This is a genomic window from Sinomonas cellulolyticus (genome assembly GCF_014656475.1).
Taxonomy (GTDB): Bacteria; Actinomycetota; Actinomycetes; order Actinomycetales; family Micrococcaceae; genus Sinomonas; species Sinomonas cellulolyticus.
In genome coordinates, this window is sequence record NZ_BNCM01000002.1 from 84,030 (window position 1) to 105,521 (window position 21,492).

14 protein-coding genes and 1 tRNA gene are annotated in these 21,492 nt (G+C 69.8%); 9 read left to right on the forward strand and 6 right to left on the reverse strand.

The genetic code is table 11. The annotated features are described in order from the left end of the window. Positions 1-106 precede the first annotated feature (106 nt). A complete protein-coding gene (locus IE231_RS02575) occupies positions 107-1,324 on the forward strand; it encodes a globin domain-containing protein (RefSeq protein WP_189692394.1) in 1,218 nt (405 codons plus the stop codon). Between the two features lie 218 nt (positions 1,325-1,542). Here the strand turns inward: IE231_RS02575 and IE231_RS02580 are convergent, their stop codons facing one another. After that, positions 1,543-2,151 carry an NAD(P)-dependent oxidoreductase gene (locus IE231_RS02580; RefSeq protein WP_189692395.1) on the reverse strand — a complete coding sequence of 203 codons (609 nt, stop codon included), beginning with the start codon at positions 2,149-2,151 and terminating at the stop codon, positions 1,543-1,545. 126 nt (positions 2,152-2,277) lie between these two features. Here IE231_RS02580 and IE231_RS02585 point away from each other — a divergent pair, with 126 nt between their 5' ends. Beyond that, positions 2,278-3,207, forward strand: a complete 930-nt coding sequence (locus IE231_RS02585; RefSeq protein WP_189692396.1) for a quinone oxidoreductase family protein — start codon at positions 2,278-2,280, stop codon at positions 3,205-3,207. 18 nt (positions 3,208-3,225) lie between these two features. On the opposite strand, the gene poxB is transcribed toward IE231_RS02585, so the two are convergent. Next, positions 3,226-4,950, reverse strand: coding sequence for a ubiquinone-dependent pyruvate dehydrogenase (gene poxB, locus IE231_RS02590; protein ID WP_189692397.1), 1,725 nt, complete (start codon positions 4,948-4,950; stop codon positions 3,226-3,228). A gap of 126 nt (positions 4,951-5,076) precedes the next feature. Here poxB and IE231_RS02595 point away from each other — a divergent pair, with 126 nt between their 5' ends. Beyond that, positions 5,077-7,743 carry an ATP-dependent Clp protease ATP-binding subunit gene (locus IE231_RS02595; protein WP_189692398.1) on the forward strand — a complete coding sequence of 889 codons (2,667 nt, stop codon included), beginning with the start codon at positions 5,077-5,079 and terminating at the stop codon, positions 7,741-7,743. A gap of 99 nt (positions 7,744-7,842) precedes the next feature. Here the strand turns inward: IE231_RS02595 and IE231_RS02600 are convergent, their stop codons facing one another. Both IE231_RS02600 and IE231_RS02605 read right to left on the reverse strand, forming a co-directional pair. Further along, entirely contained in the window at positions 7,843-10,311 is a 2,469-nt protein-coding gene (locus IE231_RS02600) for a PEP/pyruvate-binding domain-containing protein (RefSeq protein WP_189692399.1), read from the reverse strand. 117 nt (positions 10,312-10,428) lie between these two features. Further along, complete coding sequence (locus tag IE231_RS02605; protein WP_189692400.1) at positions 10,429-12,252, reverse strand: phosphoenolpyruvate carboxykinase (GTP); 1,824 nt, start codon at positions 12,250-12,252, stop codon at positions 10,429-10,431. A gap of 293 nt (positions 12,253-12,545) precedes the next feature. Here IE231_RS02605 and IE231_RS02610 point away from each other — a divergent pair. Then, a tRNA-Arg gene (locus IE231_RS02610) sits at positions 12,546-12,619 on the forward strand. Positions 12,620-12,644: 25 nt separating this feature from the next. Here the strand turns inward: IE231_RS02610 and IE231_RS02615 are convergent. After that, entirely contained in the window at positions 12,645-13,853 is a 1,209-nt protein-coding gene (locus IE231_RS02615) for an IS481 family transposase (protein WP_189692401.1), read from the reverse strand. 435 nt (positions 13,854-14,288) lie between these two features. On the opposite strand from IE231_RS02615, the gene IE231_RS02620 reads away from it, so the two are divergent. Further along, positions 14,289-14,741 carry a hypothetical protein gene (locus tag IE231_RS02620; protein ID WP_189692402.1) on the forward strand — a complete coding sequence of 151 codons (453 nt, stop codon included), beginning with the start codon at positions 14,289-14,291 and terminating at the stop codon, positions 14,739-14,741. 44 nt (positions 14,742-14,785) lie between these two features. Here the strand turns inward: IE231_RS02620 and IE231_RS02625 are convergent, their stop codons facing one another. Next, a complete protein-coding gene (locus tag IE231_RS02625) occupies positions 14,786-15,517 on the reverse strand; it encodes a FadR/GntR family transcriptional regulator (RefSeq protein ID WP_189692403.1) in 732 nt (243 codons plus the stop codon). Positions 15,518-15,776: 259 nt separating this feature from the next. On the opposite strand from IE231_RS02625, the gene IE231_RS02630 reads away from it, so the two are divergent. From IE231_RS02630 to IE231_RS02645, 4 genes are all read left to right on the forward strand, one after another. Further along, entirely contained in the window at positions 15,777-17,402 is a 1,626-nt protein-coding gene (locus IE231_RS02630; RefSeq protein WP_189692404.1) for an ABC transporter substrate-binding protein, read from the forward strand. Positions 17,403-17,485: 83 nt separating this feature from the next. After that, on the forward strand, positions 17,486-18,445 hold the full coding sequence (locus IE231_RS02635; RefSeq protein ID WP_189692405.1) for an ABC transporter permease: 960 nt from the start codon (positions 17,486-17,488) through the stop codon (positions 18,443-18,445). 1 nt (position 18,446) lies between these two features. Continuing rightward, positions 18,447-20,627: a dipeptide/oligopeptide/nickel ABC transporter permease/ATP-binding protein gene (locus IE231_RS02640; RefSeq protein WP_229866451.1), complete on the forward strand. Its 2,181-nt coding sequence runs from the start codon at positions 18,447-18,449 to the stop codon at positions 20,625-20,627. Next, complete coding sequence (locus IE231_RS02645; RefSeq protein ID WP_189692406.1) at positions 20,624-21,439, forward strand: ATP-binding cassette domain-containing protein; 816 nt, start codon at positions 20,624-20,626, stop codon at positions 21,437-21,439. Before IE231_RS02640 ends, IE231_RS02645 begins: the two co-directional genes overlap by 4 nt. The last annotated feature ends 53 nt before the right edge of the window (positions 21,440-21,492 follow it).

The following is a 21,492-nucleotide window of genomic DNA, read 5'->3' on the forward strand; positions in this document are numbered from 1 at the left end:
TGCGAATTTCTACGCCGCGTAGAACACTGGAGTCAATTCAGCATCCCAAATGCAGAATAACGGAAGCCTCCCTCCGCGGAGGGCCAGCCCCAGTTGAGGAGTCTCAATGCTCTCGGATACCGCGCGTCCCGTCATCGAAGCCACGCTGCCCCTCGTCGGCAGCCGGATCGGCGACATCACGCCGCTGTTCTACCAGAAGATGTTCGCCGCGCACCCGGAGCTCCTCAACGGCGTGTTCTCCCGTGCCAACCAGGCGAACGGCCAGCAGCGCCAGGCCCTCGCCGGCGCCATCGCCGCCTTTGCGAGCCACCTCGTGAACCACCCCGGCACCCTCCCCGAGGCCGTCCTGAGCCGCATCGCCCACAAGCACACCTCCCTCGGCATCACCGAGGACCAGTACCCGATCGTCTACAAGTACCTCTTCGAGGCCATCGTCGAGGACCTCGGCGAGGCCGTCACCCCCGAGGTCGCGCAGGCATGGACCGAGGTGTACTGGCTCATGGCGGACGCGCTCATCAAGATCGAGAAGGGCCTCTACGCCAAGCAGGCCAACGACAAGATGTGGATGCCCTGGAAGATCGTCGAGAAGACCCCGGCGAGCCCCACCACCATGACCTTCGTGTTCGAGCCCGCGGACGACACCCCCGTCACCCCCGGCGAGCCCGGCCAGTTCGTCTCGGTCCGCATCCCGGTCGCGGACGGTCTCCTCCAGGCCCGCCAGTACACGCTGTCCGCGGACGCCGAGTCCACCGAGCGCCGCGTCATCACCACCAAGTACAACGACGGCGGCGAGGTCTCGCCGATCATGCACGAGAAGTTCCAGGTGGGCGACGTCGTCGAGCTCTCCAACCCGTACGGCGACGTGACGCTCGACGACGGCGACGGGCCCCTCGTGCTCGCGACCGCCGGCATCGGCTGCACTCCGGCCGCCTCGATCCTGCGCGCCCTCGCCACGAACGGCTCGGACCGGGAGGTCCTCGCCCTGCACGCCGACCGCAGCCTCGACACGTGGGCCCTGTCCGACCAGATGCTGGGCGACGTCCAGAAGATCGACGGCGCGAGCCTGAAGGTCTGGCTCGAGCAGCCCCAGCCCGAGCTGGCCGCGGTCGGCACTGCCGGCAGCGGGGTCACGGGTGCCGAGACCCACGAGGGCTTCATGAACCTCGATGAGGTGGACCTGCCCGAGAATGCGAACGTCTACCTCTGCGGACCGCTGCCGTTCATGCAGAAGGTCCGCTCGCAGGCCATCGCCAAGGGCATCCCCGCCACGAAGATCCATTACGAGGTCTTCGGCCCGGACCTCTGGCTGGCCTCGCAGAACTGAGGCCGCAGCCCGCGGCCGGTCTGACGGCCGCCGGGCCTCCAGCGCCCGCTGGCGCCGCCGGTTGGAAGGCACTGGGCGGCGGTGCCGCGGACCGACCTCTCGAGGTCACCACTGGGAGCCATCTCCCGGGAGTCAGGACGTCGGCTCCCTGGGGGTGGCTCCCAGTCGCTGTTCAAGAGGCACTGCTTGAGGCAGCGCTGCTCGAGGGGTGAAGGCGTCTAGTTGGACGCGGTGAAGAACTTTCCGCTGAACTGCGGCCTCTCGAGCTCATCGAGGGCGGCGACGGCGAAGTCCTGGGACGAGATGGATTCACCGGCGGCCGGGACGTCTACCGCCGTGACGTACTTGCCGGTGCGCTCCCCCGGGGCGATGACGGCCGCAGGAGCCTGGACGGTCACGCCGGTGCCCGCGTCCCGGAGCGCCTCGTAGGCGGCGAACGCCGCATCCGACTCGCCCTTGTAGATTGCCGGGAAATCGGGGGTGTCCTTGATCGGCGTGCCATCGGGGGCCTTGAGGCCGCCGAAGCCGCCCACCATGTACAGGCGCGCTGCAGCCGGGACCTTCGCGATCGCTCGGTGCGCCTCGACGTAGGGCTCGCGCGGGCCGCCGGTGCGGTCGGGCGACGTCGCCAGCACCACGGCGTCGTTCGCCTCCGCGATCTCGCGGTACGTCTCAGCGTCCGCCAGATCAGCGGCGCGCGCGACGGCGGCGCCCTCCACCGGGGTCCCCTTCCGGCTGATGGCGGTCACCTCATGGCCGCGGCGGGCGGCTTCGGCAACGATCTGGCTTCCCACCATTCCGGTGGCTCCGTACACGGCGATCTTCATGCGCGCTCCTAAAACTTGAAGTAACAATTACTTCAAGGTGGAAATGGCACACGCTATTCCGCCGGCTGAACCCAACCGCGGTGCCCGCCTCTGGAATCCCGCGCGTTTCCGATGCACTCTGGCTCCATGCGTGCAGTGGTGGTCAAGGAGTACGGCGAACCGCCGCTCCTCACCGAGTTCCCCGATCCTCAGGGCGAGTGGGCGACGGTCATTGCCGCCTCGGCCAACCCGGCGGACATCCTGGTCGCCGCGGGGAGGATGGCCCCCCGACGCCCCGAACCTCCGCTGGTGCTCGGGCTGGACGGCGTCGCCAGGCTAGGTGACGGAACGGTCGTGCAATTTTCCGGGCCGCCCACGCCCTACGGGGCCTACGCCGAGCGCATTCCGCTCGAACGGACCGAGACCCATCCCCTTCCCGCCGGCCTCGACCCGAGCCTTGCTGCCGCGCTAGGGGTATCAGGGACGGCGGCGTGGGGAGGACTCACGGTGACCGGTTCCATCGAAGCGGGGGAATCCGTGCTCGTCCTGGGGGCCAATGGTCAGGTCGGACGCGTGGCTGTCCAAGCCGCTCGGCTGCTCGGCGCTGCGCGGGTGGTCGGGGTCGTGTCAAGCGACGCCCAGTCGTCTGGAGTCATGGAGCTCGGTGCGGATGCCGTCGTCTCGACCTCGGATCTGGCCACGCTGGCCGACCGCCTGCGTGAGGCCGCACCGAACGGCTGCAATCTCGTCATCGACGCCCTCTGGGGACCGGTCATCGCGACGGTCATCCCGTCGCTCGCCTTCGGCGCCCGCGTGGTCCAGATCGGCAACTCCGCGGGCGCCGACGCGACGATCTCGGCCCCGGCCTTCAGGAGCAGGTCGGTGAGCTTCCTGCCGCACGCGAGCCTGCGCATGACCCCTGCGCAGCGTGGGGCGGTGCTGGGGCAGCTGTTGGACGCGGCGGCTGCGGGCCGCATCGTGGTCGAGCGCGAGGACATACCGCTCGCGGACCTGCCCGCGCGCTGGGCCGACCTCGTGGGCGGCCGTGTGAAGGACAAGCTCGTCGTCGTCCCGTGAGGTCGAGGCCCACACGCGTCAGAAGACGCGCCGCCAGTTGGCCCTTGCCAAGTCGAGGACCTCGTCCCCGCGTCCCGAGAGCACCGTCCGCAGGGCGTAGAGCGTGAACCCCCCGGCCTGCTGGGCCGTGATGGTCGGCGGCATGGCAAGCTCCTCGCGCATCGTGGCGACGTCCACGAGTGCGGGACCGTCGTGCGCGAGTGCCTCCTTCAGCCCAGTCTCGAGCTCAGAGGAGTCGTTCACCCGCACGCCCTTGATCCCCATCGCCTCTGCCACCGCGGCGAAGTTCGGGTTGTCCAGGCCCGTGCCGAAGTTCACGAAGCCCACGGACTTCATCTCGAGCTCGATGAAGTTCAGGGACGCGTTGCTGAAGACCACGAGCTTCACCGGCAGCCGATTCTGGACGATAGTCAGGAGCTCGCCGAGGAGCATCGACAGGCCGCCGTCGCCCGCGAGGGCCACCACCTGCCTACCGGGGAATGCGGCCTGCGCGCCCATCGCATGGGGCAGCGCGTTCGCCATGGATCCGTGGGTGAACGAGCCGACCAGGCGGCGTCGGCCGTTCATCGTGAGGTACCGCGCGGCCCAGATCACCGGCGTGCCGACGTCGGCGGTGAAGACCGCGTCCTCCGCTGCGAGCCGATCGAGAGTGCGCGTGATGAACTGCGGGTGGAGGGGCTGGCCCTTCTTGGTCGGGTTCGCGAGGTCGTCCAGCTTGGACCGCGCCTTGGCGTAGTGCTTGAGCGAGGACTCGAGATGCGTGCGGCGCTTCTTGCGCGGCACGAGCGGAAGGAGCGCGGCGGCGGTCTCGCGGACGTCCCCGACGAGGCCGAGGTCCAGCGGCACTCGGCGGCCCAGCTGCTCGCCGCGGATGTCCACCTGGATGATCTTCGCCTTGGACGGATAGAACTGCTGGTACGGGAAGTCGGTGCCGAGCATGAGGAGGGCGTCGCAGTCCTCCATGGCCCGGTACCCCGAGGAGAACCCGAGGAGGCCGGTCATGCCGACGTCGAACGGGTTGTCGTACTCGATGAACTCCTTGCCGCGCATCGCGTGCACGATCGGCGCCGCGAGCGCGTCCGCGAGCGCGACGACCTCGTCGTGTGCGCCCTCCACGCCCGCCCCGGCGAGGATGGTGACCTTGCCGGCGGCGTTCAGGATGTCCGCGGCCTCGCGGAGTTCGGCGTGGCTGGGCACCACGCGGGGGCGCGTCCTGCGCACCACGGTGACGCGATCCGAGTTCATGGCGGTCAGCCCGACGTCGCCGGAGAGCACCACGACCGCGACGCCGCGCTTCTCGACGGCGGTGCGCATCGCAATCTCGAGGATGCGGGGCATCTGGGCGGCATCGGTGACCTGCTCGGCGTAGACGCTGCACTCGCGGAAGACCTCCTGCGGGTGCGTCTCCTGGAAGTAGTTGGAACCGATCTCGGTGCTGGGGATGTGCGCGGCGATGGCCAGGACGGGCACGCGCGACCGGTTGGCGTCGTAGAGGCCGTTGATGAGGTGCAGGTTGCCCGGCCCCGCGGATCCGGCGCAGACGGCGATCTCCCCGGTGAGCGCCGCCTCCGCGGCAGCGGCGAAGGCGCCGGCCTCCTCGTGCCGCACGTGCACCCACTCGATGCTCGGCGTCTCGCGGAGGGCGTCGGTGAAGCCGTTGAGGGAGTCACCGGGGAGCCCGTAGACGCGGCGGACGCCGTTGGCTGCGAGGGTCGCGACGATGTTCTGCGCAATGGTCGTCATGCCCTCCAACCTAGCCGCGTGATGCAGATCGCGGGTACTGCGGGGGAATATCTGGTTGGCCACAGTGTTGAACTTGAGCGTAAGACACTCAACTCTGAGTGAACCCGCTCCTTTGGAGGAAAACGAATGCCCCTGTTCTTCGGCCCCGCCGCAGGCAACGGCTCCTTCGACGAGTTCCTCGCCCGCTACCTGCAGGGCCAGGGTGCTCGCCAGCCCGGCCGCCCCATCGACATGACGCGGCTCGTGAGCCGCGGGACCCAGGCCGTGCTCAACGCGGCCGGACGCTTCGCGAAGGAGCACGGTCACCGCGAGGTCGACGCCCTGCACCTGCTCCGCGCCCTCACGGACACTGAATCGATCTCCGGCATGATCGAGCACGCCGGCGCGGACGCGGAGGCGATCGCCACGGCCGCGGAAGACCGCATGCCCGGCACCGTGGAACGCCCCGGAGACGACGACGCCATGCCGTCCCTCACCACGAGCGCCCAGCACGCCTTCCTCGACGCCTACAAGGTGGCGCGCTCGGTCGGGTCCACGTACATCGACCCCGAGCACCTCTTCGTGGCGCTCGTGCTGAACACCGAGGCGGCCGCAGGCCAGATCCTCGCCGCCGCCGGCGTCACGCCGCAGTCCCTCCAGGACGGCGAGACCGCCGCCCGGGAGGCCCAGACGCACGACGACGCGCCCACGCCCCGCGCTGCCCAGCGCCCCCTGCACGCCACCAAGGCCCAGAAAGGGCGCCGCGGCAAGGACTCCATGCTGGCGAAGTTCGGCACCGACCTCACCGCGCTCGCCCGCGAGGGCAAGCTCGACCCCGTGATCGGCCGTGCCGACGAGATCGAGCAGGCCATCGAGATCCTTGCCCGCCGCACCAAGAACAACCCTGTGCTCATCGGCGAGGCCGGCGTGGGCAAGACCGCGATCGTAGAGGGCCTGGCCCAGGCCGTCGCCGAGGGCGAGGTCCCCGCGCAGATCGCCGGGAAGACAGTCGTCTCGCTCGACCTGCCCGCGATGCTGGCCGGCACCCGCTACCGCGGCGACTTCGAGGAGCGGCTCACCAAGACCATGGACGAGATCGCCCAGGATGGGAATGTCATCGCGTTCGTGGACGAGATCCACACGGTCGTGGGGGCCGGTGGTGGCGGCGAGGGCGGCATGGATGCCGGCAACATCCTCAAGCCGCGCCTGGCCCGCGGCGAGCTGCACCTCATCGGCGCCACCACGCTGGACGAGTACCGCAAGATCGAGAAGGACCCTGCGCTCGAGCGCCGGTTCCAGCCGGTCACTGTGGGCGAACCGAGCGTCGAGGACGCGGTGCAGATCCTGGACGGGCTCAAGTCCCGGTACGAGGAGCACCACGGGGTGACGTACTCCGAGGAGGCGATCCGCGCCGCGGTGGAGCTCTCCCACCGCTACATCACCGACCGGTACCTGCCGGACAAGGCGATCGACCTCGTCGACCAGGCCGGCGCCCGCCTGAGCCTGGCCCGCGGGCCCCGCGTGGACGTCGAAGCCCTCGGCGCCCGGATCGTCGAGCTGACCACCCAGAAGGAGGCGGCCATCGCCCAGGAGGCGTACGAGGAAGCCTCCCGGCTGCGCGATGAGATCGACGCGCTCACCGCGACCATCGAGGCCGAGGTCTCGGGCGCTCCCTTGCCTGCCGACGCCCCCGCCGAGGGCGAGGGAGCGGACACGAGCCAGCCGGGCGCCGTCGTGCGTGAGGCTGCCGTTGTCCGCGAGGCGGACATCGCGGCCGTCGTGGCCCGTGCCACCGGCATTCCCGCTGCACGCCTGACCGAAGGCGAGCGGGAGCGTCTCGCGCGCCTCGAGGACGAGCTCCACGAGCGTGTGATCGGGCAGGAGGATGCGGTCTCCGCGATCGCGAAGTCCGTGCGGCGCAACCGCACGGGCCTCGGCGACGCAGGCCGTCCCGTGGGCAGCTTCCTGTTCCTCGGCCCGACCGGCGTGGGCAAGACCGAGCTCGCGAAGGCCCTCGCTGCGTCGCTGTTCGGCGACGAGTCCGCGATGGTGCGCTTCGACATGAGCGAGTTCGGCGAGCGCCACACCGTCTCCCGCCTTGTCGGTGCCCCTCCGGGGTACGTCGGCTACTCGGAGGCCGGCCAGCTGACCGAGCGGGTGCGCCGTCACCCGTACTCGGTGGTGCTGCTCGACGAGGTCGAGAAGGCTCACCCGGACGTGTTCAACCTGCTCCTGCAGGTCCTGGACGACGGCCGGCTGACCGACGGCCAGGGGCACACGGTCGACTTCCGCAACACCGTGGTGATCATGACCTCGAACCTCGGGTCCGAGTTCCTCGCCACGCGGGGGGCCTCGCTCGGCTTCGCGGCCGGCGGTGCCGAAGGCGGTCCGTCCGAGACCGAGCTGCGGTCCCGGATCATGGGCCGGCTGCGGGAGACCATGCGGCCTGAGTTCCTCAACCGCATCGACGAGATCGTGCTGTTCCGCAAGCTCACCCGCGAGCAGCAGCATGAGATCGTGCGCCTGCAGCTCGGCCAGACCGAGTCGCGGCTCGCGGCCCAGGGCATCGCCCTGGCCGTGGACGAGCACGCCGTGGACTGGATCGCCGAGCGCGGCTACGAGCCCGAGTTCGGTGCCCGGCCGCTGCGCCGCGTGATCCAGCGCGAGCTCGAGGACCGCGTCGCGGACCTGCTCGTGACCGGTGCGGTCGCCGAGGGCGGCCGGGTCTCCGTGGGCGTCTCGGGCGCAGACGGCGGCGCGCCGCACGACGGCGCTGTCCTCACCGTGAGCGCGGACGCGCCCGTCACGGCCTAACGCCCACCCAAGCACGACGGCACCTGACTCTCCCCCCTGAGGCAGGTGCCGTCGTCATGTCCCCACCCCGACCCGGGGCCACCTCCCCGCGGCCCGGGGTCAGGCGCGGTCCACCCGTCCTCTGGTCCCGTCCACGCGGACGGCCTGCCCGTCGGCCAGGAGTACGGTGCCGTTCCCCGTCGCCATGACGGCCGGGACGCCGTACTCCCGGGCCACGATCGCAGCATGGGAACCGAGCCCGCCGGTGTCCACCACGATGGCGGCGGCGCGCGCGAACAGCGGCGTCCAGGAGGGATTCGTGTTGGGGCATACGAGCACCTCTCCCGCCCTGAGCGACGAGAAGCCCTCCGGTCCCAGTACGATCCGCACCGGCCCGGTGGCTGCACCGCCGCTCGCGGGTGTCCCGGTGAGCAGTGCGCCGGGGTCGTCCTCGCCGCCCCGGCGCCGGGCAAACAGCCCCGGATCGAGCATCGGAAGGCGCGCGTACTCCTTCCGGAGGCGCGCACGCCGTTCCGCGAGGCTGCGCACCCGGGAGGCCTCGGCGTCGTCCATCACCACCGGGTCCCGCAGGGCGTGCAGTTCCTCGAGGCGGAGATGGAAGACGTCCTCGGGTGCGGCGAGCGCGCCTGCAGCGACGAGACGCCGCCCGAGTTCGAGGAACGTGGCGCGCAGTGGCGGCATGAGGCGCGTGATGTGGAAGTGGGTGTCCTCCCGGAACGCGAGCCCCCGGCGGCAGGCCTCCACGATCCCACGCGCTGCGGCGGCGGCCCGGGGGAAGCGCAGGAGCGGGTGCTGCAGGAGGTCGGCGAGGGCCTCCGCAGAGGGGTCCCGGGGATTCGGGTGAGGCGGTGCGGCAGCCAGGGACTGCAGGATCGCGGCCACGGGTGTCGGGTCGTCACGCCACGTGGGCGCAGTCGCGATAACAACGCTCAGCGACTCCCGGTGCCCGTACTCGGCGAGGAACGCGCCGAGCTGGACGGCGAACGCGCCGAGTTCGGGCTGGCTCCGGACGGCAGCGAGGAAGCCCGCGGCGTCAAGCTCGCGGGCCGCGCGGGACAGCTCGGGATCCTCCCGGACCACGGCCGCGAGCGCCTCGAGCGCGTCGTTCCCGTCCCGCGTCCGGGTCCGGCCGCCCGCCACGAGCGGCGACGCGAGGCGGCCGCGGCGGAGCACGAGCAGCAGGAGCCGCAGCGGAAGGAACGGCACGAACGCGCTCGGCAGGTAACGCGCGCGGATCCGGCCGAGCGGCTCCATCGCCTCGTTGCAGCGGTCCACGCGCCGGACCAGGTCCGGCCACGGCAGGGCCGCCGGGTCCTCGGCGTCGAGCTCGGCGACAGTTCCCTCGAACCGGCGGAAGAGGGGGTCCTGGGTCCAATGGCGGGTGTCGAACGCGCGGACACGGCGCGCCACGGACAGCGGCGCCCCGACCGCCGCGAGAGTGGGACGCGGTCTGGGCGGGATGAGCTGGAGCGGGACGCCGTCGCGCTCCCGGATGAGCTCCGAAAGGGGCGGGAACCGGACGCCGACGCTCCCGGCCATGAGGTCGAGCATGCGCACGACGCCGGGGCCTAGCCACCCGGTCACGTCCAGCGGGTAGGGGCGCTGGGTGAACATCTCGAGGAAGAAAGGGCCCACGGCGCGCTGGACGGCACCCAGCGAGGGCGGCTCGAGCGGCAGCGCCGTCATCGGGCGCGCCTGGACGATGCTGATCCTGCCGTCCGCGAGCGCCCACTCGATGTCCTGCGGGCGATCCTCCCCCGCCAGGCCGCTGAAGTGCCGCTCGGCTGCGACTGCCACCTCGGCTAGCTGGGCGGCCGCGGCGTCGGGAAGGACCCGTGGTGCGCCGTCGCGCTGGAGGGCCAACGACCGGACGGCACCGTCATGGGCGAGCACGAGGTGCTCGGGCGTGACCTGCCCCGAGACCACCGCGTCGCCGAGCCCGGGGGCGGCGTCCACCACGAGCTCGTCGCGGCGGCCCGTGAGCGGGTTCGCCGTGAAGACGACGCCCGCGGCCTCGGCCCGGACCATCCGCTGGACGACGACGGCGATCGCCACCTCGCGCGGGTCGATCCCCTGCCGCTGCCGATAGTCGACGGCGCGGTCGGTCCAGAGGGAGGCCCAGCAGCTCCGCACGGCCTCGAGCACGTCCTCCGTGCCGGCGACGTCCAGGAAGGTGTCCTGCTGGCCCGCGAAGGCCGCGCCAGGCAGGTCCTCGGCTGTGGCGCTCGAACGGACCGCGACCGCCGTGCCCTCCGGCCCGAGCTCGACCAGCGCGGTGGAGATCGCGTGGCGCGTGGCGGGATCGAGCGGCGTGTCCTCCAGGAGCGTCCGCGCCGCGGCCGGGTGAGCGGCGGCGTCCACCGGGTCAAGCCCCGCGCGGGCGGCGTGGGAGCGGTAGGCGGCCGTCGTGACCACGAAGCCCGGCGGGACTGGGAGCCCGGCCGCGATCAGCTCGCCGAGGTTCGCGCCCTTGCCGCCCGCCGCGGGCAGGTCGGCGGCGCGCACCGAGAAGAGCGGGAGGACCAGGGGTGGGCCGGACGGGCCCGGCGGGATCACGCCGTCGTGCATGCTCCCAACGTACCTCCGCCCCGGCAGGGACGGAGGAAGGGCCGCCCCGCGCGCAGCGGGACGGCCCTCCCAGGGAACCGGCGCGTCCGTGCGGACGCGGTCAACGGCAGCTCAGCGTCAGGAGAGGCGCGCCTTGAGGCCGTCGAGCTCGGCGGTGATGCTCTTGGGCAGCGAGCCGCCGAAGCGGTCGAACCACTCCTCGAGGCCCGGGACCTCGGCCTTCCACTCGTCGGAGTCGAAGCGGACGGCCTCCTGGACCTGCTCGGGGGTCATGTCCAGGCCATCGAGGTCGAGGCTCTCCGCGGTCGGCACAAAGCCGATCGGGGTCTCGACGGCGTCCGCGGTGCCCTCGATGCGCTCGATGGCCCACTTCAGCACACGCGAGTTGTCGCCGAAGCCCGGCCACGCGAAGCCGCCGTCCTGGGTGCGGCGGAACCAGTTCACGAGGAAGATCTTCGGCAGGCGGGCCGGGTTGGCCTTGCCCGAGACCTTGACCCAGTGGCCCAGGTAGTCGCCGGCGTCGTAGCCGATGAAGGGCAGCATGGCCATCGGGTCGCGACGCACGACGCCGACCGCGCCGGCCGCCGCCGCGGTGGTCTCCGAGGAGAGCGTGGCGCCCATGAAGATGCCGTTCGCCCAGCTGCGGGCCTCGGTGACGAGCGGGATGGTGGTCTTGCGGCGGCCGCCGAACAGGATCGCGTTGATCTCGACGCCCTCCGGGGAGAAGTACTCGGGTGCGAGCATGTCGATCTGGTCGATCGGGGTGCAGAACCGGGAATTCGGGTGCGCGGCGGGGTGGCCGGCGTCCGGCGTCCAGTCGTTGCCCTTCCAGTCGGTGAGGTGGGCGGGGACCTCCTCGGTCATGCCCTCCCACCACACACCGCCGTCATCGGTGAGGGCCACGTTGGTGAAGATGCTGTTGCCCTTGGCGATGGCGCGCATCGCGTTCGGGTTGGTGCCCCAGCCCGTGCCGGGCGCGACGCCGAAGAGGCCGGCCTCGGGGTTGACCGCCCGCAGCTCGCCCTGCTTGCCGAAGCGCATCCACGTGATGTCGTCGCCCAGGGTCTCGACCTTCCAGCCCTTGATCGTGGGATCGAGGAGGGCGAGGTTGGTCTTGCCGCACGCCGAGGGGAACGCGGCCGAGATGTGGTACGCCTTGCCCTCAGGGCTGGTCAGCTTGAGGATCAGCATGTGCTCGGCGAGCCAGCCCTCATCGCGGGCCATGACCGAGGCGATGCGCAGGGCGTAGCACTTCTTGCCGAGCAGGGCGTTGCCGCCGTAGCCGGAGCCGTAGGACCAGATGGAGCGCTCCTCGGGGAAGTGCACGATCCACTTCTCCGGGTTGCACGGCCACGGCACATCCTCCTGGCCCTCCTCGAGGGGCGCGCCGACCGAGTGGAGGGCGGGGACGAAGAAGGCCCGCGTCTCCTCGATCTTCTTCAGCACATCGGTGCCGATGCGCGCCATGATGCGCATCGAGGCGACGACGTAGGCCGAGTCGGTGATCTCGACGCCGAACTTCGGGTCCTCCGCGTCGAGGTGGCCCATGACGAAGGGGATGACGTACATGGTGCGGCCGCGCATGGCGCCGTCGAAGAGGCCGTTGAGCTTCTCCTTCATGGCGTCGGGGTCCATCCAGTTGTTGGTGAAGCCGGCGTCGCGCTCGTTCTTCGAGCAGATGAACGTCTGCTCCTCGACGCGGGCCACATCCGCGGGATCGGAGAACGCGGCGAAGGAGTTGGGGAAGAGCTCGGGGTTGAGGCGAGTCAGGGTGCCGGACGCGACCAGCTCGTCTGTCAGCTGGCGGTACTCCGCCTCGGAACCGTCGACCCATTGGATCCGGTCGGGCTTGGTCAGCTCGGCGACTTCCTCGACCCAGGAGAGAAGCGGCTCGTACGTGGTGGGGGCTTCCGCGAGCAGCGGCAGACGAGTATCGCTCATGGTGGTCTCCTTCGTCGGGGCAAGGTGTCATCCCATGGTAGGGAAGGTGGTCTGTACCACCGGTCGCGTTACCCTTCGATTCGAGAGGGAAACTTCCGGAATTCGCGGCATTCCGGGACTCGGGTCGGGAACGCTAGGCATTTTAGTGATCAAGCTCACATAGACCGGTCTACCCAATATGACCTCCCGCGCCTGTGCGAGAGAGCACTCTCCGTCAATTTGGAGTTGCCGTAGTGTTCGCGTACAGTTATTCGAGGCCGAACGGGGCGGAGACAAACCGAAACGGCCGGTATGCGCCCATAGCTCAGCTGGATAGAGCGTCTGTCTACGGAACAGAAGGCCGGGGGTTCGAATCCCTCTGGGCGCACCGATGTGATGTAGCGGGACATCCTTTACGGATGTGGCGAGACATCGTTGACGCCCCCGGTCTTCGGACCGGGGGTGTTCTGTTTTTTGGGTTGGTAGCCCTTGGTGGGGTCGATGTGGAATTCGGCGAGGATCTCCCCGGTGCCGTGCTCGAGGGCGGTGATTTCGGCGTCGTGGACGAGCAGGATGATCCTCTTGTGCTTGTGGGTGCGGCCGATCCCGAGGTGTCTGAGGCGTCCGGCGTGGCGGAGGGTGGCCTTGCCGTCGGCGTCGACGCGGTCGGTGCGCACGCGGAAGTGTTGGCCCTGGGCGGCGATCGCGGGGGCGGCCTTGGGGGTCGCCTCGTAGGCCTGGGCCGGGGTCTGGCGGTTCAGGGCGCGGTGGGGGCGTTCGTGGTTGTAGATGTGGCGGAACTTGGCCAGCTGGTCGTTCAGGTCCGCGATCGTGTGGGCCTCGGGCTGGCCGGTGAGCCATTTCTTCAGGGTCTGGTGGAAGCGCTCGATCTTGCCCTGGGTCTGGGGGTGGCCGGGGGATCCGTTCTTCTGGGTGATGCCCAGGGAGGCGATGAGCGTCTCGAAGGCGTTCCGGCCGCCTTTCCCGCCGGAGAGGCGGGTGGTGTAGACCATGCCGTTGTCGGTCAGGGTCGAGGCTGGGAGCCCGTATTCCTGCGCGGTGTCCACAAAGGCCTCGACCACGGCCGGGCCGGTGACGCGTGGGTGGGCGGTGAGGTGGAGCAGGGTCCGGGAGTGGTCGTCGAGGAAGTCGATGACCTCCACGTCGGTGCCGTCGGCCAGGTGCCAGTGGGTGAAGTCGGACTGCCAGGTCTCGTTGGGCTGGGCGGCTTCGAAGCGGCGCAGCGAGGACTTGGGACGCTTGCGCGGTTCGGGGGCCACGGTGCCGGCGGCGCGCAGGATCCGGCGGACCGTGGTGCTGGCAGGGGCCGGGAGGCCTTCGCGGTCGAGGTGGGCGGCGATCGTCTCGGCGCCGGCGTCCAGCCCCTTGGCGGCGAGCTCGGTGCGCAGGGCCAGGATCCGGTCCCTTACCTGGGTGGAGGTCGCCTGGGGGCTGGTGCGTGGGCGGCGGGAGCGGGCCTCGAGGCCGGCCTCGCCCTGCTCGTCGTACCGGGCGAGGAGCTGGTGGACCCACTGGCGGGTGACCCCGTAGCGGCGGGCGGCCTCGGCCTTGGACATTCCGCCCTCGCGGACCGCGAGGACGATGACCTTGTTCTTCGACATGGCCCATGCTCGACGAGCAGGGTGTCGCCGATGTCCCGCGACATGCCGGGAACCGTCAACAATGTCCCGCCACACCGGTCAACTGTCACCTGTAAACGATGTCCCGCCACATGCGTCAACGATGTCCTGACAGCACACACCTCTGGGCGCACCGATCACCATCATCCGGAACGCCGGAGATCTGCAAGGCCCGTCAGTTCAGCTGACGGGCCTTTTCTTGCGCCCTCACCTGCCCGGCGCATCGTGTGCGGCGGCTCACCCTTCCGGGTGAGAAGGCCGAGCCCCTTGGCAAGTCTGGCCATGAAGCCGGCCGTCAACGGACATTCCCACGCGCACTCGGCAGCTCGGCCACTTACCTGCAGACTCCGGCACGCCTAGCGTGGTGCTTGACCGGTCGAGTCATCAACGGCCGGCACGCTGAAGGGGAGTTGAGACATGGCGGAGAATCTCTTCACCGATAAGGAGATCAACCAGCAACGGGCCCTGCTCACGCACGACAAGCTGCTTCAGTGGGTCATGGACGCCGTGTTCGGCAGGAACGACGAGGCCGGTCCAGGGGTGACCTTTGCGGTGACCGTGTGCGCAGGCGGTCAGGTGATCGGCGGACAGGCGGTCACGTTCAAGGCCTGGATCGAGGGGGTGAAGGAGTCGTTCGTCGCCGCCGATTCGAGGCAGCTTGCCGACGTCCTCGGAAGGTTCGGCGACATCATCTCGGATGTCGCGGGCAGGGCATCAGCCGATGCTGACGAGAGGGGCCTGCTGAGCCCGGGCAGACAGTACCTGCATTTCAGCGAAGTGCACGAGGGTCCCCTGGCAGGACATGAGTGGGTCCGGGTCGACCTCCACAAGGTCGAAGCGTGGTCGTTCGGGTACCGCGGGAGCAACTGACCTGAGCCCAGGCTCAGCACCCGCCGAGGGCGCATGCGGCATGCCTACCGGCGCTGGTGGTGCTCCGCGATGCGCTCCCGGATGCCGTCGAAGTGGCGGTTGAGGCGCTCGGCAGCCAGCGGCACGTCTCCCGCGACGACTGCGTCGTAGATGCCGCGGTGGATGGCCGCAGTGTCCTTCAGGTCCTGCCGGAGGGGCCCGACCTCAAGGTGGATCTTGCGGTACACCTTCCAGAAGACGTCCATGAGGTTCATGAGGAGAGCGTTGTCGAGGGGCTCGAAGAGGAGGCGGTGGAACTCGGCGTCGGCCTCGGGGAAGGACTCGCCACGGGCGGCCGACTCCTCCATGGCGGCGACAGCGGCCGCGATGCGCACATGGTGCTCGGGCTTCATCACGCGCATGGCGCTGCCGATGAGTCCGGACTCGAGGGCCTGGCGCACGTCGACGAGTTCGAGGGCCTCGTGGCCCTCGTGCCGCAGGGAGAGCCGGCCCCGGAAGGTGAGCCCGTCCGTGAGCGCGTCGAAGTTGCTGGGGGCCACGAACATCCCGAAGCCATGCCGGATCTCAATCACGCCCAGCGCCTGAAGAACCTTGAGGGACTCTCGCAGGGTGTTGCGCCCCACCCCCAGCGTGGCCGCGAGCTCGTTCTCGGTGGGCAGTGAGTCGCCCGCCTCGAGCCCCCGTTCGAGGATGAGCTCCATGATGTCCGCCTGAAGGGCGCGCAAGCGCGTCTGGGCGCTGAATCGGGCCGCGGGTGCGGCGCTGCTCGTGGCCATTCGGCTTCTCCCGTACTCTCAAAGAACCTGAGGAAGAGGCTGCGTGGACCTGTGGTCCACCTCACCCCTCGGCTCGATGATATCGGATGTCCCACCTCTGCGCGATAGGCGTGCCATGCGAGGACATCCACCGCCTCCAACTCTCCTTGACGGCCCATGTGACCACCCTTACAGTTGATCCATGACCTCGGACATCCCACATCCGATATTGGAATGTCCGAACGTCCCCCCAGGCATCCGAAACGAACGGTGAGGCACAATGAAGAACCCCATCACCACCACGCCGCTGGTCAATGACGCCAGCCGCCGCTCCTTCCTCAAGCTGAGCGGCGTGCTCGGGACGGCAGCCGCCATCACGGCGTCCGTCGCGGCATGCTCGCCGGCGAGCCAGTCCTCGACCGGCGCCTCCGCCTCCGGCGGGGTGGACCCCACCAAGGAGCTCGTCGCAGGCATCTCGTTCGCGCTCTCCACCGGCTTCGACCCGGGCACCGCTTCAGGCGCCACGCCGGTCGCAGCCGACAACCACATCTTCGAGGGCCTCGTGGACCTGCACCCGGCCACGCGCAAGCCCTACCTCGCGCTCGCGGCGTCCGACCCCAAGAAGGTCGACGACACGCACTGGGAGGTCGAGCTCAAGCAGGGCGCCACCTTCCACGACGGCACGGCCGTGACGGCGGACGACGTGGTCTGGTCCTTCAAGCGCATCCTCGACCCCTCGCTCAAGTCGCTCTTCGCCGGCTTCCTCCCGTTCCTGGCCGACGTGGCCAAGAAGGACGACAAGACGATCGCCTTCACCCTCAAGACGCCGTTCGCCGCCTTCGCCCAGCGCATCGCCGTGGTCAAGGTGGTCCCCAAGGCGCTCACCGACTCCGCCGAGAAGCAGAAGGCGTTCGACGCCAAGCCCGTCGGCTCCGGGCCCTACAAGTTCGTCTCGGCGGCCGCGAACGACAGGATCGTGTTTGCCAAGTTCGACGGCTACAAGGGGCAGTACCCCGCCCGGTCGAACAGCATGACGTGGCTGCTCATCTCCGACGGAACGGCCCGCGTCAACTCGATCCCCTCGCGCACCCAGGCCATCGAGGACGTCCCCTACCTCGACATCGACTCGCTCAAGAGCCGCGTCACCGTGCAGTCCGTGCAGTCCTTCGGCCAGCTGTTCCTCATGTTCAACTGCGCCAAGGCCCCGTTCTCCGACAAGCGCGTGCGGCAGGCGCTCCACTACGCGCTGGACACGGAGAGCATCATCAAGAAGGCCCTCCTCGGCAACGCCAAGGCCGCGTCCTCCTACTTCCAGGAGGGCCACCCGGACTACACGAAGGCCAAGACCCAGTACGACTACAGCGTCGACAAGGCCAAGAGCCTCCTCGCCGAGGCCGGCGTCTCCGGCCTGTCCCTGCGCCTGACGTCGACCCAGAACTCCTGGATCGACCCGATCATGCCGCTCATCAAGGAGAACTGGGACGCCATCGGCGTCAAGACCACGCTGGACATCGTCCCGTCCGCAACGGTCTACAGCAGCCAGCGCGCGGACGGCGGCGACTACGACGTGGTCTGCGCCTCGGGCGACCCGAGCGTGTTCGGCAACGACGGCGACCTCCTCCTGAGCTGGTTCTACCGCCCGGGCACGTGGATGAAGACCCGCGCCCGCTGGGCCGACAGCCCCGAGTTCGCCCAGATTCAGCCTCTGCTCGACCAGGCCGCCCAGGCAGACGCCGACAAGTCCAAGTCCCTGCACGGCCAGGTCGTGGACATCATCGCCGAGCAGGCGCCCCTCTATCCGGTCTTCCACCGCCAGCTGCCCACGGCCTGGGACGAGAAGCAGCTCGACGGCTTCCAGCCGCTGCCCACCACCGGCGTGTCGTTCATCGGGGTCGGCCACAAGTAGCCGCACCGAAGCCGGGCGGACGACGGCGGGTTCCCCACCGCCGTCGTCCGCCCCACTCCCCCAAGATCTGGAGCTTTGAAACCGTGAGTACCCTGATGCGGCTGCTGGGCCGGCGCCTCGCCGCCCTGCCGTTCATGCTGCTGGGAGTCACCATCCTGGTGTTCCTCGTCCTGCAGGTCGCACCCGGCGACCGCGCCACTTTCGTCCTCGGACCGGAGGCGAGCGAGGCCGCCAAGGCCGCATGGCGCCACGACCACGGCCTCGACCAGCCGCTGATCGTGCAGTTCTTCGCCTACCTCGCCAGCCTCGTCACCCTCAACTTCGGGCTGACGAACCCGCCGGAGGAACCGGTGGGCTCCAAGATCGCCTCCGCGTTCCCGATCACGCTAGAGCTGACGTTCCTCGGCGTGCTCATCGCCGTCATCCTCTCCCTGGTCCTCGGCATCCTCGGCGCGCTCTACCGCGACAAGTGGCCCGACCAGCTCATCCGCGTCTTCTCGATCGCTGCGATCGCCACGCCGTCCTTCTGGCTCGGCATCCTGCTCATCCAGTGGTTCGCGCTCCCGCCCGGCTCGCTCTTCCCGGTGGGCGGCCTCGCGTGGGCGGACCAGTACGGGTTCACCGGCTGGCTCTACTCGATGGCGCTGCCCGCCCTCGCGCTCGGTCTGCCCGTGGCCGCCTCGCTCATCCGCGTGGTGCGCACCTCCATGGTCGAGGAACTCGACAAGGACTACGTCCGCACCGCCGTCGGCAACGGCGTCCCGTACCGCACCGTGGTGGCCAAGAACGTGCTGCGCAATGCCCTCGTCACCCCCGTGACCGTCCTCGGCCTGCGCATCGGCTACCTCCTCGGCGGCGCCATCGTCATCGAGGCCATCTTCGACCTCAAGGGCATGGGCCAGCTCATCATCAGCGGCCTCTCCGGCAAGGACACCAACCTGGTCGCCGGCGGCGTCATCACGATCGCCGCGACGTTCGTCCTCGTGAACATCATCGTGGACCTCCTCTACCTGCTCATCAACCCGCGCATCCGGACGGTCTGACATGTCACCAGCACCCCGCCCCGCCGCGACGCTCGCACCGCGCGCCGGCCTCGCGAACCGCCTCGCCGACCAGGGCGCGCGCTTCACGGCCATGCCGGTGGGCTCCAAGATCTCGCTCGCGTTCCTCGCGTTCATCGTGCTCGTGGCCATCTTCGGGCCCATGCTGGCCCCCTACGGCGAGAACGAGTCCTTCATCCCCAAGACGGCCCCCAACGCAGAGCACCTCTTCGGCACCGACCTCGGCGGCCGCGACGTCTTCACCCGCCTCCTGTACGGCGCCCGCATCTCGATCATGATCGGCCTCGGCGCCGTGGCCCTCGCGGTGGTCATCGGCGCAGTCCTCGGCGCGGTTGCGGCGACGAGCCGCAAGTGGGCCGACGAGACGGTCATGCGCATCCTCGACGTCGTGATGGCGTTCCCCGGCATCGCCCTGGCCGCCGCGCTCATGTTCGCACTCTCGGGCGGCGCCCTGAACGCCTTCGGCTCCACCGTGCCGGTGCTGATCCTCTCGATCGCCATTGTGTACTCACCGCAGCTGGCCCGCGTGGTCCGCGCCAACGTCCTCTCCCAGTACGGCGAGGACTACGTCCGCGCGGAGAGGGTCATCGGCGCCGGCCGCTTCTACATCCTGGGCAAGCACATCGTGCGCAACACCGCGGCGCCGGTGCTCGTGTTCGCCACCGTCATGGTCGCCGACGCCATCATCCTCGAGGCATCCCTGTCCTTCCTCGGTGCCGGTGTCCAGCAGCCCGCCGCCTCGTGGGGCAACGTCATGAGCGACGGCCGCCAGCTGGTCTTCTCCGGCGGCTGGTGGCCCACCACGTTCGGCGGCATCACGATCCTGCTGACCGTCCTGGCCCTGAACATCCTCGCCGAGGGCCTCACCGATGCCATGGTGAACCCGCGCCTGCGCAGGGCGCCGAAGGTGAGGGACGACGACGGGTCGGCAGCTACCGTCGCCGGGGCGGCCGTCGAGGAGCTCGCCTCGGGCACCTCCGCCGCAGGCAGCCCAGCCGGCGAGCTGGCCGCCGTCGGCAGCGACGACGCGCCCGACCCCGCGTTCGCCGCCGAGGCGGCCGACGCCGTCGCCCGCCTGGACTCCGACCCGACCGCCCTGCTCGACCTCGAGCTCGCCAAGCTCGCGCAGATCGAGTCCGCCCGCACAGACCGCCTCCCGCAGGTGAGTCCCGATGCCAGGCCCGTGCTCGAGGTCGAGGACCTCTCGATCCGCTTCCCGAACCGCTACGGCGACATCCCGCTCGTGGACGGTGTCTCCTTCATGGTGCGCGAAGGCGAGACCATGGCGCTGGTCGGGGAGTCCGGCTGCGGCAAGTCCATCACCTCCCTCGCCGTCATGGGGCTGCAGGCCCCCACCGCGGAGCTCTCGGGCTCCATCCGGTTCGAGGGCAAGGAGCTGCTCACGAACAGCCCGAAGGAGCGCACCAAGCGCTACGAGGGGCTGCGCGGCGAGCAGATCGCGATGATCTACCAGGACTCCCTGAGCGCGCTCAACCCGTCCATGCTCATCAAGGACCAGATGGAGCAGCTCACCCGGCGCCGCGGACGCAAGAGCCCCCGCGAGCTGCTCGAGCTCGTCAAGCTCGACCCGGACCGAACGCTGCGCTCCTACCCCCACGAGCTCTCGGGCGGCCAGCGGCAGCGCGTCGTCATCGCCATGGCTCTCTCGCGCTCCCCCAAGATCGTCGTCGCGGACGAGCCCACCACGGCGCTGGACGTCACGGTCCAGAAGCAGGTCATCGACCTGCTCAACGAGCTGCGCGAGCAGCTGGGCTTCGCCATGGTGTTCGTCAGCCACGACCTCGCCCTCGTCGCCGAACTCGCCCACCGCGTCACGGTCATGTACGCCGGCCAGGTCGTCGAGACGGCACGCACCTCGGACCTGCTGCGCAACCCGCGGCACGAGTACACCCGCGGCCTCCTCGGCTCCGTCCTCTCGATCGAGGCAGACGCACCCCGCCTGCACCAGATCCGCGGCACCGTCCCATCGCCCCGGGACTTCGCCGCCGGAGACCGCTTCGCCGAGCGCTCCCTGCGCCCCGACGCCGACCCCGACCAGCGCCTGGCATTCGTGCCCGTCGAGGGTGAGCCGGAGCACTACTGGGCCAGCCATGAGAAGACCGCGAGCCGCCACGGCGACCTCGTCAAGGAAGGAGTGCAGTGACTGCGAATACCGGAGCCGGCAACGCTCCCGTCCTTGAGCTGAAGGACCTCAAGGTCCACCACCGCGCGCGCGGCGGTTCCCTGTTCCGGCCCACCATCGTCAAGGCGGTCGACGGCGTGGACTTCTCCGTCAGCCGCGGCGAGACGGTCGGGATCGTGGGAGAGTCAGGCTCGGGCAAGTCCACGCTCGCCAACGTCCTCGTCGGCCTCCAGCCGCCCACCGACGGCACACTGATGTTCCGGGGCAAGCCCGTGAAGCGGCTCGACGGCGCCCTCCGCAAGGAGTTCGGCCGGACGGTCTCCGTGGTCTTCCAGGACCCTGCGACGGCCCTCAACCCCCGCATGACCATCCAGGACATCCTCCTCGACCCGCTCATCGTCCACGGGGTCGGGAACGACGCCTCGCGCCGAGCCCGGGTCCGGGAACTGCTCGCCGTCGTGGGACTGCCGCAGTCCGCGGCGGAGGTCACGCCGTCGAACGTCTCCGGCGGCCAGCGCCAGCGCGTCGCGATTGCCCGTGCCCTCGCGCTCGAGCCGGAGATCATCATCGCCGACGAGCCCACGAGCGCCCTCGACGTCTCCGTGCGCGCCCAGGTGCTCAACCTGCTCAACGACCTCAAGCAGCAGCTCGGGCTCGGCATGGTATTCATCAGCCACGACATCCAGACCGTCCGATACGTCTCTGACCGGATCTGCGTTGTCTTCAAGGGCCGGATCGTCGAGGAGGGCACCGCAGCCCGGGTCTTCGACTCCCCCACCAACGACTACACGCGGAAGCTCCTCGGCGCCGCGCCGAGCCTCCTGCACGCCTGACGCCAGCTTCCCACCCACCACACTCACGGACCCACCCACCCTCCCGAGGAGAT